The sequence below is a fragment of the Gallintestinimicrobium propionicum genome, assembly GCF_025567525.1.
GTDB lineage: Bacteria > Bacillota > Clostridia > Lachnospirales > Lachnospiraceae > Gallintestinimicrobium > Gallintestinimicrobium propionicum.
This window is the reverse complement of sequence record NZ_JAOQJY010000003.1, coordinates 176,931-191,289: the sequence shown is the minus strand read 5'-3', so window position 1 is coordinate 191,289 and position 14,359 is coordinate 176,931. Positions and strand designations below refer to the sequence as shown.

Below are 14,359 nucleotides of genomic sequence, written 5' to 3'. Positions count from 1 at the left end.
CAGGCTTTCTGCAGGCATCAAGGTCGAGGCTTTTGATCCCGACATCATCTTATCAGGAAAAGGGAATTTTGCTCATGGAAAAAGAAAAGTGGTGGAAAAAGGCAGTCGTTTATCAGATTTACCCCCGCAGCTTTTATGATGCGAATGGGGATGGGATCGGCGATCTGCGCGGTATTATTGAAAAATTGGACTATATCCGTGACCTCGGGGCAAATGTGATCTGGCTCTGTCCGGTTTATAAATCCCCGATGGACGATAACGGTTACGATATTGCAGATTATTATCATATAGATGAAGCCTTTGGAACGGACGAGGACATGGATGAGCTGATCGCAGAAGCGAAGAAACGCGGCATCCGTATCATCATGGATCTGGTGGTCAATCACTGCTCCGACGAGCATAAGTGGTTTCAAAAAGCAAAAGCAGATCCGGAAGGACCTTACGGCAAGTATTTTTATATCAAAAAAGGAATCGACGGCAAAGCACCGAACAACTGGAGGTCCATCTTCGGCGGAAGCGCGTGGGAGCCGATCGAGGGAACGGACTATTACTACCTGCACATTTTTACGAAGAAACAGCCCGATTTAAACTGGGAAAATAAAGAGCTGCGGGAAGAAATCTATAAGATGGTCAACTGGTGGCTGGATAAGGGCATCGGGGGCTTCCGGCTGGATGCCATCACCTATTTGAAAAAAGAAGCGGGATTGCCCTCTTATCCTGCAGACGGAGAAGATGGTCTGGTATCCGTTGCGCACGGCGCACTGAATCAGCCCGGAATCGAAGCACTGCTGCGGGAGTTCAGAGATCGGACATACGGAAGAAGAGAAACACTGACAGTCGGCGAGACAGCCGGTCTGACTCCAGAGACGCTGCTTTCGTTTATTTCCTTAGAAGATGGTGTATTTTCTATGGTGTTTGAGTTCTCCTGGTGCCAGCTGGAATTGAAGGGACCGAACTATTTCTGGTATGACCGACAGGAGTGGACGCCGGAGGATCTGAAAAGAGAGCTGTTTTCCAGTCACGAAATGGCAGGAGACAGGGGATGGTTTGGTGTTTGCACAGAAAATCACGATCAGCCCAGATCGATCGACCATTATCTGCCCCGGGAGGGAAGAAATTATTATGGGGCAACGATGCTCGCATCAATGTATCTGCTGCTGCGGGGCACGCCGTATGTCTATCAGGGGCAGGAGATCGGCATGAGAAACTGTGCGTATGCGTCGATGGACGATTACAATGATGTATCGACCCACAATCAATATAACCGCGCACTGGCAGATGGATTTTCACCGGAGGAAGCGCTGCGTCTGGTTCAGCTGGAAAGCCGGGACAATGCGCGGACACCGTTTCAATGGGATGATACAGAAAATGCCGGATTTACAACAGGAAAACCCTGGTTAAAGGTAAATCCCAACTATACAGGGCTGAACGCAGCACAGGAAGAGAGAGACGAGGATTCCGTGCTTACATGGTATAAGAAGATGATCGGGCTGCGTCTGCATTCCCAATGGTCAGAGCTGATCAGCGAAGGCACCTTTGCACCGGCTTATCGGGAGGAGAAAAATCTGATCGCGTATCGAAGAAGCTTTGAAGGCAAAACGTTGCTCGTACTGTGCAACATGCAGCCGGAAGAACGCGAGTTGACTCTGGTGGCTGCGCCCGGACAGGTGCTTGCAGACAACTATAAGGAAGCTGCTTTTACAGGTAATACGGTGCGTCTGCGCCCGTATGAGGTTCTGATCGCAGAGGAAGCATAACAGAAGGAAGCCGGTACAACGGCAGAAGGCGAGGAACTTATGCAGAGAAAAAATAATATCGTCCTGCGGCTGCACAGACAGAGAAAACCGGAGCAGGTGCTTTTGCCACTTGTCCGGGAAGATAATGGAGAAGCTTTGCGGGTTATTCTGGAAAAGCAGGACAATGTGACAGCGGAATTTATCTATAGAACAGAAAAAAAGGTCAGATCCGGCTGGCTGAAGCTGGAAATTGAGCAGGACGGCTGCCGGAGAAGTGATAATCTGGAGGAAGAGCTTCCGGTTATTTTGGAAGTGGAAACGGAGATCCGGCCGGAGGCGATGACCGCAATGTATCTTTTAAACGACTGGTGGACAAGACCGGCATTTATCAATGACTTTTCGGAAATCCCGGAGCTGACACAGGCGATTTACGGAAAGCTGAGAAACGGATACTTTTTCCTGCTTCCAATGCCGGGAAAACAGTTTAAGACCCAGGTAAAGCCCGGAAGAGAGAATACGCTTATTTTCGGAATGAGCGCCTGCAAGGGCGGAATCAGCAAACTGGACGAGCCTGTTTATGCATATGCGGAGGCGGACAGTTTGCAGGAAGCGGTTCATGCGTGTATGGCGTGGGCGGCAGAGTATCACGGAATCCGTTTGAAAGAGGAACGGAATATGCCGGAGATGCTGAAATATCTTGGCTGGTGCAGCTGGGATGCATTTTATACGGAAATCAGTGAAGAAAAGGTTCGCGCAAAGGGCAGAGAATTTGCGGAAAAAAATGTACCGGTGCGCTGGATGCTGATGGATGACGGCTGGCTGTCGGTGCATGGAGACGCACTCTATGACCTTGCGCCCGAAAAAGAAAAGTTCCCCAACGGATTTGCTCAGATGATCCGTGATATAAAGCGGGATACACAGGTGGACTGGTTTGGTGTCTGGCATGCGCTTGGCGGCTACTGGGGCGGAATCGAGCCGGGAAGCGACCTTGCAGCAAAAGAGCAGGAGCATTTATATCAAAATGCACCCGGGAAGCTGATCCCGTGGCCGGATGCAGCCAAGGGCTACGGCTTTTACCGGGATTGGTATGAATATCTGAAGCGGGAGGGCATCAGCTTTTCCAAAGTGGACGGACAGAGCGCCGTACATAATTATTTTGAAAATGATCTTCCACTGATGACAGCGACGCGGGGAATACATGGAGCGCTGGAGGGCGCGGCAGCGTACTTTGACGGTGCAGTGATCAACTGTATGGGAATGGCGGCAGAGAACATGTTTTCCCGTCCCCAGACAGCGGTTGCACGAAACAGCGATGATTTTGTACCAAAACGGGAGGATGGATTTGCAGAGCATTTGCTCCAGAATGCATACAATACACCCTACCAGGGCGAGCTGTATGTATGCGACTGGGATATGTTCTGGACAAGCCATGAGGATGGTCTGCGCCACAGCCTGCTGCGTGCGATCAGCGGAGGACCGGTGTATTTCAGCGATCGGATAGGAGAAACAGCCCCGGAGGTTGCAGCGCCGCTCTGCTATGCGGACGGAAGGCTGCCGCAGCTCTTACGGGCGGCAAGACCGACACAGGATTGTATGTTTCGTGATCCCAGAAAAGATGGCGTGCTGAAGCTGACAAATGTCGGAGCATATGCAAATGGTAAGATCGGCGGAGTGATTGCCGTTTATAATCTGACCCATCAGGAACAGACCTATCGGATCGGTGCATCGGATATTCCGGAGCTTTCCGGGAAAAACTGCTGGATTTATGATTGTCGTAATCAGACTGCTGCGGCCTGCAGTGCAGAAGAAGGCAGGGAATACCGCCTTGCAGCGGGGGATTTCACCTGGTTTTTATTTGTGGAGGACACAGAGGGGAAAACCTTTGTGGGACTTGTGGATAAATACATCAGCTTTGATGCGGTACTGTGGATGCATGAGATCGGCGGCAGGCTAATGGGCGAAATCTGTGGCGGAAAGACCGTCGGATTTTTATCCAAAGAGCCTGTAAAGCGTGTGCTTTGCAACGGAGAGGATGTAACAGCGCAGGTGGAGAAAAAGGATTGCCTGTATTTGCTTGAGCTAAACGGACAGAATGCGGTAGTTGAAGTGGAATAAAAATCGCAGCACAACGCTGGCGGGGGCGCTGTGACATCCGCGTTCGAAATTGAAATAAAATCTGCTGTGCCCGCCGCGCGGCAAAAGGAGAGGAAAGAACATGAAAACAGCGCAGGAATATCAGAAAAGACTGCAGCGCCATTTGGATGAGCTCAAATGGCTGTACTGCGAATTATATCCGGGAAGAGAGGATATGTTTACCCAGTTATGTGAACAGATGGAAGCATGGTATCAGGAGCGCCCGGAATCAGAAAAGAAGCTGGACCGGGAGCGAGAACAGGAGCCTGCATGGTACAGCCGCCAGGATATGCTTGGCATGATGCTGTATATCGACGCTTTTGCCGGCAATTTGAAGGGTGTGAAGAAAAAGCTGCCTTACCTGGAAGCATGCAACGTAAACTACCTGCATCTGATGCCATTTCTGGATACCCCGAAGGGAAAAAGTGATGGAGGCTATGCGGTAGCGGATTACCGGAAGGTGCAGCCGGCCCTGGGTACGATGGAGGAGTTGGCTTCTCTGTGCAGCGCCTGCCATGAGAAAAAGATGAGCGTGTGCATGGACTTTGTAATGAACCACACATCTGAAGATCATGAGTGGGCAAAGCGCGCACTGGCAGGGGAAAAGGAATATCAGGATCGGTATTTCTTCTATGATACACCTGACATTCCGCAGGAGTTTGAAAAAACCGTGCCTCAGGTATTTCCGACAACGGCACCCGGTAATTTTACCTGGAGGGACGAGTGCAAAAAATATGTTATGACGTCCTTTTATCCCTATCAGTGGGACTTAAACTATTCCAATCCGGTGGTTTTTAACGAGATGGTTTATAATATGCTGTATCTGGTGAATCAGGGAATTGATATCGTCAGGATCGATGCAGTCCCCTATATCTGGAAGCAGCTGGGGACAGACTGCAGAAACCTGCCGCAGGTACACACCATTGTGCGTATGATCCGTATGATCACGGAAATCGTTTGCCCCGGCGTTGTACTGCTGGGTGAGGTTGTTATGGAGCCTGCCAAGGTTGTCCCTTATTTCGGAACGCTCGAAAAACCGGAATGCCATATGCTTTATAACGTAACAACGATGGCATCAACCTGGCATACCGTTGCGACAAAGGAGGTTGCGCTGTTAAAACAGCAGATGGACGTGGTAAACAGTCTGCCGAAGGAATATGTTTTCCTGAATTATCTGCGCTGCCACGACGATATCGGCTGGGGATTGGACTATGATTTCTTAAAACCCTCCGGGATTCAGGAGATTCCGCATAAGAAGTATCTGAATGAATATTTCCGGGGCATGGCAGCAGGCAGCGATGCGCGGGGAGAGCTGTATAATGATGATCCTGTATTACAGGATGCGAGACTTTGCGGAACGACGGCATCCCTGTGCGGTCTGGAGACTTCGCTGCAGGCAAAGGATCCGGCGAGAATTGAGCGTGCCATTCAGAAAATCCTGATGCTCAACGCTTATCTGTTTATTCAGTCCGGCATTCCGGTTATATACAGCGGAGATGAGATCGGTCAGCTCAATGATTATTCCTATAAGGATGATCCGGATGCAGACCGTGCGGCGGATTCCCGTTATGTACACAGAGGACATTTCCGTTGGGAGCTGGAAAAGAAAAGAGCAGAAAGGGGTACTGTCCAGAACCGGATTTTCGAGGGAATGCAGAAGATGGAAAAAGCCCGCTTTGCATGTGGTCCGTTTTCCGGAAAGGCTGCTGTATGGACCTATGACACCTATAACAGCCATGTGCTGTGCATCTGCAGACAGCTGAAAAACGAGATGGTTGTCGGCGTGTTCAACTTCTCGGATGAGCCCCAGACGGCATGGATCGACATGGGAGAAATGCCCTTTCAAGATCTGCTCGGAAAAGGGGAGTGTGTTTTACGTAATGTCATCCTGCCCGGCAATGGCTACGGCTGGTATTATAAAACCTGGGAGGAATAAGTCTTTCTGGTGCAGCGCAGCTCCAGCTTTTGCAGGAGCTGCGAAGGAGAAAAGATTCGGCAGTCGATGGTGTGGTGACGCACACTGCAGCCGGGTATATTGGCAGGAGGAAAGCAGCAATGGCGATAGAAGAATTACTTGGACAGCTAACGTTGGAAGAAAAATGCAGTCTGCTGTCAGGCTCTGCGTTCTGGTATACGCAGGCAGTTGAGCGCCTTGGCATCCGCAAGCTGATGCTGACGGACGGACCGCACGGTCTGCGTAAGCAGGTAGAGAATGCGGATCATCTGGGCTTGAATAAAAGCGTTCCGGCAACCTGTTTTCCGCCGGCAGCAGCGTTGGCAGCTTCCTGGAATGAAGAGCTGATCTATGAGATGGGAGAAGCGCTTGGAATCGAGTGCCGGGCGGAAAATGTAGATGTCTTATTGGGACCGGGGGCGAATATCAAACGCTCGCCTCTGTGCGGACGGAACTTTGAATACTTTTCCGAAGATCCGTATCTGTCTTCTCGACTTGCAAAGGCACATATCACAGGGCTGCAGAGCAAGGGAGTCGGCGCTTCGATCAAGCATTTTGCGGCGAACAATCAGGAGACGAGGCGCCTGACGATCAATGCAAAGGTGGATGAACGGACACTTCGGGAAATTTATCTGGCAAGCTTTGAAACTGCGATCAAAGAAGGAAAGCCCTGGACGGTCATGTGTGCCTATAACCGGTTAAACGGTGAGTTCGGTTCGGAAAATAAGAAAGTATTGAATGATGTTTTGCGGGACGAATGGGCCTATGAAGGTCTGGTCGTTACGGACTGGGGCGCGACGAACGATCGCGTCAAGGGACTGGAGGCCGGTCAGGATCTGGAAATGCCGTCTTCGGGAGGTGTCAATGACCGTGCGGTATTGGAGGCTGTGCAGGAAGGAAAAATTACCGAAGCACAGGTAGATGTTTCAGTTCGCCGACTGCTTGAGCTGATCGCAAAGGCAGATGAAAAGCCGCCGGTAGAGCCGTTTGTTCCAAAAACCCATCATGAACTGGCACAGAAGATCGCATCGGAATGTATTGTGCTTCTGAAAAATGAAGAACAGCAGCTTCCGCTTGCCAAAACGGAAAAAATAGCGCTGATCGGTGAGTTTGCGGTAAAGAGCAGGATTCAGGGCGGTGGAAGCTCCCATATCAACCCGACATTTCTGGATACGCTGCTGGAGGAAATGCAAAAGCGCGGCGGCGATGCTGTTTTATATGAAAAAGGATTTTCTGTGGATGCGGAAAGTCTGGATGAAGCAGAACTGGAACGGGCGATTGCGGCGGCAAAGGCAGCAGACAAGGTTGTTTTATGCATGGGACTTCCGGAAAGCTATGAGACAGAGGGACTTGACCGTAAGCATCTGAATCTGCCCGGTGCACAGCTGGAAATGATCCGTGTGCTGAAGCAGTATAATCCGAATCTGATCGTTGTATTGAATAATGGTGCTCCGGTGGTGATGCCGTTTGAAGACGATGTAAAAGCGATTGTAGAAGGCTACCTGCTGGGACAGGCGGGAAGCGGTGCCATGGCGTCGATCCTTTACGGAGAGGTAAATCCCAGCGGTAAGCTGGCAGAGACTTTCCCGATGCGTCTGGAGGATACTCCTGCATACCTGAATTTCCCGGGAGAGGGCTATCAGGTGGAATACCGGGAGGGTGTCTTTGTCGGATACCGCCATTATGATTCGAAAAAAATCCGTCCGCAGTTTGCATTTGGCGAGGGCTTAAGCTACACGACCTTTTCCTATGGCAGCATCGAAACGGATCAGGAGAGCATTTTGGATACCGATCAGCTGCGTGTTAAGGTGAGGGTGACCAATACAGGGAAACGTGCCGGAAAAGAGACGGTGCAGCTCTATGTTCACGACTGCCAGAATGAAATCATTCGTCCGGAGAAGGAGCTGAAAGGCTTTGTAAAGCTTTCTCTGGAGCCGGGAGAAACCAAAACCGCAGAGTTTGTGCTGAATAAAAGAAGTTTTGCCTACTACGATGTGGAGCAGAAGGATTTTCTGGTGCAGAGCGGGCAGTTCGAAATTTTAGTCGGTGCATCGAGCCGGGACATTCGCCTGAAAAAGACCGTTACAGTGACTTCGACAGCGAAGATCCACAAGCATTTCCATGCCAATACAACCTTTGGTGAGTTGTATGCATATCTGCCGACCAGACCGATCGCAGAGGAAAGGATGGATTATTTTAAACGGGAGTCCGGTATTGATTTCGAGATGGGAGAAAATGCGGAGGACTTCGCATTCCGTGTGATCTGCGACTTTCCGCTGAAAACTCTTGTAACCTTTACAGAGGGACGCTATAGCAGAAAACAGCTGGCAGAGCTTCTGGAACAGGTCAATAAGATTGGCGAGGGCTGAGAAGAGTACGGAAAATGACTTGTATCTTTCCTGAAAGTTGTGCTATAATCCAATCTTTGACAGTTGAGTAAAAATAAAATCGCTGTAGCCCTTGTATTTACTGGGCTGCGGCGATTTTTTTCTTCGTTGCGAACTATAGTATTTTATTCTTTTCCTTACCTTTTTTGATTATGCAACTGTCAAACTCCCGATTTTTGCTGCCGTATTTTTCACGACTTGTCAGAATGAAAAAAGCTGTTATAATGAAGTTGTCAAGGCAGAGCGCTTTGAATCTATTCTATCATCACTATATTCATATTAAAAATGCGAAACGGGCTTATAACGGTTGCAGCGTTTCCATTTTCCAGGGGTACAGCATAGATGGGCTGTGCGCTTCATGACGGCAGGACTGCCGGAATTCAATTTGTTTGGGACAAGAGAATAATGCGCAGCGGAGAGGAATCATTTGAAAAGGATACTTTGACGGAATACTGTGGGGAGGTTGTGTGGAAGTGGTTACAATTTTTTAAATGTGCCGGGTATCGTAAATTTTTAGGTGTGATAGATTTCTGCTGGAAAGAGAGAAGAGGAGTGTGGATGGGAAGACAAAATGACGCATTTGTGGGGTATTTAAACCGGGATGAAATTTTGGCAGACTTGTACAATGGGTGCCTGTATGAAGGGGAGGAGGTGATCTTGCCGGGGCAGTTGAGCGAGGTGCAGAAAAACTATTCGAGGACATTGATGAACTACGGCAGAAATGGACTGAGAAAACACCGGGAACGGGACGCTATTAAAATGTTTTCGAACCGGAAAATGATGGTGCTGTTGGCAGCGGAAGCACAGAACAATCTGCACCTTGCGATGCCGTTTCGGTGTATGGAATACGACACGGAGGAATACAGCAGGCAACTAAAGAAACTGTACGAGGAGAACAGCGGGATGCTGACAGACAGCACAGAATATTTAAGCCGCCTAAGGCGGACGGATCGGTTGATTCCGGTCGTTACGCTTGTGATTTACCATGGAGAGGAGGAGTGGAATGCGCCAAAGAGGCTAAGTGATATGCTCAAGCTGCAGGGGATTGATGAAAAGCTAAAGAGCCTGATCACAGATTACCCGATCCATGTATTTTGTTTAAAAGACCTGCAGGAAGAGTATTTCCATACAAATCTGCGGGAACTGATCGGACTGATGAAACGACAGAAAAACAAGGAAGAGCTTCGGAAATATTGCAAAGACAATGAAGAACGGATCAGTCGGATGGACGCGTCCGCATACGATATGAGCTGTATTATGTTAAACAGGGAAGATTTATTGGAAAAGAAAACGAAATATTTAAAGGAAGAAAGCGAGGAATATGATATGTGTAAGGCTATGGAAGACTGGGCAGAGGAGTGTAGAAATGAGGGAAGAGCGAGTTTGCTGGAGCTGATTTCCAGGATGGCGGCAGGTGGAGATGCAGAATTTATTGTCCGTTTGTCGGAAAAAGAGGTGATGGAAGCGATGACAAAGAAATATGAGATGGAAGAAATATTAAAGTAAAGTTTTGGTTTTGAAAATGGTACGCGTGGCGCAGCAACACCATCTGCCATGAAAAGAGGAAGCAACCACTGAAAATGACTTGTATCTTTCCTGAAGAGTGTGATATAATCATACAGTTACAAAAAGTAGTTTTCAAAACTATATGTTGTGTGAGGCACTTATGCAGAAAAAGGTACAGATCATCAGTGACGGTTCTCAGGATTTATCGCCGGAGCTATCCAAAGAAAAGGATATTGAGGTTGTTCCCTTTTATGTTTCGTTTGACGGGGAACACTATTATAAAGAAATAGAAGAGATCACAGTACGCGATTTTTATCAGCAGATGGTGGATCATCCGGATGTGTTCCCGAAGACATCCATGCCGTCTGTACAGGATTTTTATGAGGTGTTTGAAAAATCTGTAAAAGAAAATATTCCGGTGATCTGCATTTGCATCACGGCGAAGTTCAGTGGCTCTTTGCAGTCGGCAACTACAGCAAAGGATATGATCCTGGAGGAGTATACGGAGGCAAAGATTGCGGTCATTGATTCGACATTTGATACGGTACTGCAGGGACTGTTTGTGCTGGAAGCGTGCAGACTGCGGGATCTCGGACTGGAATATGAGCAGATTACAGAAGCTCTGCTTTCGATCCGGGAGAGCGGCAGGATCTTTTTTACGATCGGCAGCATTGATTACTTAAAGCATGGCGGACGCATTGGAAAGCTTGCGGGAATTGCGGCCAGTGCGTTGAAAATCAAACCTCTCATCACACTGAAAGAGGGAGAAATTTTCAATTCCGGCATTACCAGAAGCCGTCAGAAATCGATGCAGAAGGTTGTGGAGATGACGGAAAAATACCTGGATGAGGTACAGGCAAAGCCGGGAGAATACAGCTTTTGTATCGGCTATGGCTATGACTATGAAGAGGCTGTCGGCTTCCGGGAGATGTTGAAGGACCTGATCCGGGAACGGCTTGGAATTGAAGAAATCGGCATTTATCAGATCGGTGCAACAATTGGAGTGCATACCGGACCGTATCCCATCGGGATTGGAATTGTCCGGCATGCCAAGGTGTAGCTCAGGATTTTAAACGTGCATGACAGGAACAGGAGGGACAGCTCTCCTGTTCTTTTTTTGTCGTGCTGCGGCGGGACAAAACGTTGTCGCTTTCGCAGCATGCCGCGGACGGAGTGTTCTGCAACACGGCATTTGGTGCAGAAGCTGTAGAGGATGCAGCCATAGCATGGCTGTCGGTCATCGTACATGCCGGCGTAAGCCCTTCGTCCTGCATCAGGGCGCTGCCCCAACGATACATCGCTTCGAGAATCGGGAAAAGGCTTTCACCGAGCGCCGTCAGCGAGTAATCAACGCGGGGCGGAACGACAGGATAAACTGTGCGGGAAATCAGACCGTCTTCTTCCAGTTCGCGGAGCTGCTGGGTCAGCATTTTAGGCGTCGCTTCGGGGACGAGACGGTGCAGCTGGTTGAAGCGCAGCGTCTGACCGGTCAGATGCCAGAGCAGCAGCGCTTTATATTTGCCGCCGATTAAGCGGATTGTAGCGGAAACGGGGCAATTTTTATTGACCGAGGGATTTTCTTTTGAAGCCATAGCGATTTCTCCATTCTTATTCATGACAATAGGATGCTCGCAGAGCGTGCATTCTATTGTTGTGAGGTGAACACTATCCTTTTGGGTAGTATATTACAAAATAGTGCATTCTTTATTTTTTGTGCCTAATTGTTATAATGGTAGCAGAGGATAGAAAAAAAGACAAGATGAGTTCTTTAAGGGCAGCCTTTAAAAGCTGTAAAGCAGGAAAGACTATACAGGACGGCTGCAGAATGGAGATATATGAAAAAAGAAACCTATGATATTACCGGCATGTCATGCGCGGCATGCTCAGCGCGAATTGAAAAAGGAATTTCCGGAATGGAGGGCATGCAGCAATGCAGTGTCAATCTGCTGAAAAACAGCATGACGGTTTCCTATGATGAAGCCGAACTGGATTCCGGGAAAATTATTCATCAGGTAGAAGACATCGGCTATGGCGCTTCGCTGCACCAGACACAGGGCAGCAAAACGACAGGAGCATCAGGCAGAGAAAAAAACGGTGCAACAGATGCGGCAGCGGCGGCAGCAAAGCAGATGAAGCAGAGACTGATCGTTTCGTTAGTCTTTACGATCCCGCTGTTTTACATTTCGATGGGACATATGGCTGGCTGGCCGCTGCCGTCGTGGCTGCTGGGAGCAAGAAATCATATGATTTTTGCATTTACCCAGTTTTTGCTGGTGCTGCCGGTTTTGATTGCAGGCGGACATTATTTTAAAAACGGATTGAAAAATCTGTGGCATCGCTCTCCGAATATGGATTCGCTGATCGCATTGGGCTCCGGCGCGGCGTTTGTGTATGGCATCTATGCGATTTACAAAATCGCCTGGGGCTTTTCCATCGAAGATATGGATATGGTCGAGACATTTGGCATGAATTTGTATTTTGAATCCTCGGCGATGATCCTGACACTGATCACTCTGGGAAAATTCATGGAGGCCCGGGCAAAATCCAAGACGTCCGAGGCGATCACGAAGCTGATGGATCTGGCACCGAAGACCGCGAAGGTATTAAGGAATGGACAGGAAGAAGAAATTTCCGTAGACGATGTACAGAATGGAGATATTCTGGTTGTCCGGGATGGTGATACGGTTCCGGTGGATGGAAAAATTACAGAAGGCTTTGCTTCTGTGGATGAATCTGCGATCACCGGCGAAAGTCTTCCGGTGGACAAGCAGGCCGGAGATCCTGTGACCGGAGGTACGATCAACCGAACCGGATATTTTCAGATGGAAGCAACTGCGGTTGGAGAACATACGACACTGTCAAAGATCATTCAGCTGGTAGATGATGCGACATCCTCCAAAGCGCCGATTGCAAAGCTGGCGGACAGGGTCAGCAGTGTGTTTGTGCCGGTTGTCATTACAATAGCGCTGTTGGCGGCAATCCTTTGGCTGCTTGCCGGTCAGAGCTTTGAGTTTGCACTTTCTGTTGCGATTTCTGTGCTGGTAATTTCCTGTCCGTGTGCCCTCGGACTGGCAACGCCTACGGCGATCATGGTGGGAACCGGACGGGGTGCGGCGAAGGGTATTTTAATCAAATCTGCGGAAGCGTTGGAGATTACACATAGCATCGATACGGTTGTTCTGGATAAAACCGGCACGGTAACCCAGGGCAAGCCGGTTGTGACAGACGTGATCGCGCTGGAAGCAGACGGAAAAGCAGCAGGTGAAAACACGCAGGCGTATACAGAGCTTTTGCGGCTGGCCTTTTCTCTGGAAAAAATGTCCAGCCATCCGCTTGCAGAGGCAATTGTCAAAAAAGCGGAAGCATGCTCAGCAGCGTTCCAGGAGGTTTCAGATTATGAGATGATCCCGGGACAGGGCATCGCGGGAACGATCGGCAAGGTACGATGCCTTGCGGGAAACCGAAAACTGATGGAAACCAACCGGATCGACATTTCCGTAGCGGCAGGATTGCAGGAAAAACTGGCGGATGAAGGCAAGACACCGTTGTATTTTGCACAGGGAGGAAAGTTCCTCGGCGTGATTGCTGCTGCGGACGTTGTAAAACCCACCAGCAGGGAGGCAATCGCCAGACTGCAGGAGATGGGAATGGACGTCATTATGCTGACCGGCGACAATGCAAGAACGGCAGAGGCAATCAAAAAACAGGTTGGCATCAAGACGGTTATTGCGGATGTGCTTCCGGAGGATAAAGAGGAAAAGGTTCGGCAGCTGCAGGAGCAGGGACATAAGGTTGCGATGGTGGGAGACGGTATCAACGACGCGCCGGCACTGGCGAGGGCGGATGTCGGAATTGCGATCGGCGCAGGAACAGATGTGGCGATCGAATCAGCGGATATCGTACTGATGAAGAGCGATCTGATGGACGCAGCATCTGCGGTAAGCTTAAGCCGTGCGGTGATACGCAACATCAAGCAGAACCTGTTCTGGGCATTTTTCTACAATGCGATCGGCATTCCGGTGGCAGCAGGCGTACTGTATCCGGTGTTCCATATTTTATTAAACCCGATGATCGGTGCGGCGGCGATGAGCTTCTCTTCTGTATCCGTCGTATCGAATGCGCTCCGCCTCCGGTTCTTTACGCCGAAGTGGAAGCAGGAGAGCGGTACTGCAAATTTGCAGACAACCGGAAATGGCGGTATGATGGAGCAAAGCACGGCAGCCGCGGAAATTGCGGATAGAATAGCCCAAAATGATGAATCAAAAGGAGAGACTACCATGAAAAAAACAATCAAAATCGAAGGCATGATGTGTCAGCACTGCGTAAAGGCAGCAACAAAAGCGCTGGAGGGCGTAGCGGGCGTGACCGCTGTAACCGTAAGCCTGGAGGATAAGCAGGCAGTTGTAGAAGGCTCAGCAACCGATGAAGCGTTGACTGCAGCAATCGTAGATGCCGGCTACGAAGTGAAGGGGATAGAATAAAATCTTGACAGCTCCTTTCCTTATTCTGTATAATGGGTAAAGTAAACATGTCAAAAGCGGATTGCTTGAAATAAAGCAGAGAAAACGGCTTTGTATAAAGTTCGCTTCGCACAGGATTTATTTCAGACAGGGAAGGAACCGAATTTCATGGATAACGCGGAC

The 14,359-nt window shown here is 49.3% G+C and carries 7 protein-coding genes and 1 pseudogene; 7 read left to right on the top strand and 1 reads right to left on the bottom strand.

The genetic code is table 11. The features are described 5' to 3' along the window. The first annotated feature begins 74 nt into the window (after positions 1-74). From OCV62_RS03915 to OCV62_RS03890, 6 genes are all read left to right on the top strand, one after another. Positions 75-1,757: an alpha-glucosidase gene (locus OCV62_RS03915; RefSeq protein WP_262585216.1), complete on the top strand. Its 1,683-nt coding sequence runs from the start codon at positions 75-77 to the stop codon at positions 1,755-1,757. 39 nt (positions 1,758-1,796) lie between these two features. Further along, the gene (locus OCV62_RS03910; RefSeq protein ID WP_262585215.1) at positions 1,797-3,851 is read left to right on the top strand and encodes a Sip1-related alpha-galactosidase; all 2,055 of its coding nucleotides are present in this window, start codon (positions 1,797-1,799) and stop codon (positions 3,849-3,851) included. 100 nt (positions 3,852-3,951) lie between these two features. Continuing rightward, positions 3,952-5,805 carry an alpha-amylase family protein gene (locus OCV62_RS03905; RefSeq protein WP_262585214.1) on the top strand — a complete coding sequence of 618 codons (1,854 nt, stop codon included), beginning with the start codon at positions 3,952-3,954 and terminating at the stop codon, positions 5,803-5,805. 119 nt (positions 5,806-5,924) lie between these two features. Further along, positions 5,925-8,192 (top strand): glycoside hydrolase family 3 C-terminal domain-containing protein, encoded by a 2,268-nt coding sequence (locus tag OCV62_RS03900; protein WP_262585213.1) that lies wholly within the window; start codon positions 5,925-5,927, stop codon positions 8,190-8,192. 576 nt (positions 8,193-8,768) lie between these two features. Then, on the top strand, positions 8,769-9,716 hold the full coding sequence (locus tag OCV62_RS03895) for an Rpn family recombination-promoting nuclease/putative transposase (protein ID WP_262585212.1): 948 nt from the start codon (positions 8,769-8,771) through the stop codon (positions 9,714-9,716). A 160-nt stretch (positions 9,717-9,876) separates the two neighbouring features. Further along, positions 9,877-10,776: a DegV family protein gene (locus OCV62_RS03890; RefSeq protein WP_262585211.1), complete on the top strand. Its 900-nt coding sequence runs from the start codon at positions 9,877-9,879 to the stop codon at positions 10,774-10,776. Positions 10,777-10,975: 199 nt separating this feature from the next. Here OCV62_RS03890 and OCV62_RS18435 read toward each other — a convergent pair. Further along, positions 10,976-11,308: pseudogene (locus OCV62_RS18435) on the bottom strand (winged helix-turn-helix transcriptional regulator); the annotation flags it as partial. A 243-nt stretch (positions 11,309-11,551) separates the two neighbouring features. Between OCV62_RS18435 and OCV62_RS03880 the strand changes: the two are divergent. Further along, complete coding sequence (locus OCV62_RS03880; protein WP_262585210.1) at positions 11,552-14,197, top strand: heavy metal translocating P-type ATPase; 2,646 nt, start codon at positions 11,552-11,554, stop codon at positions 14,195-14,197. The last annotated feature ends 162 nt before the right edge of the window (positions 14,198-14,359 follow it).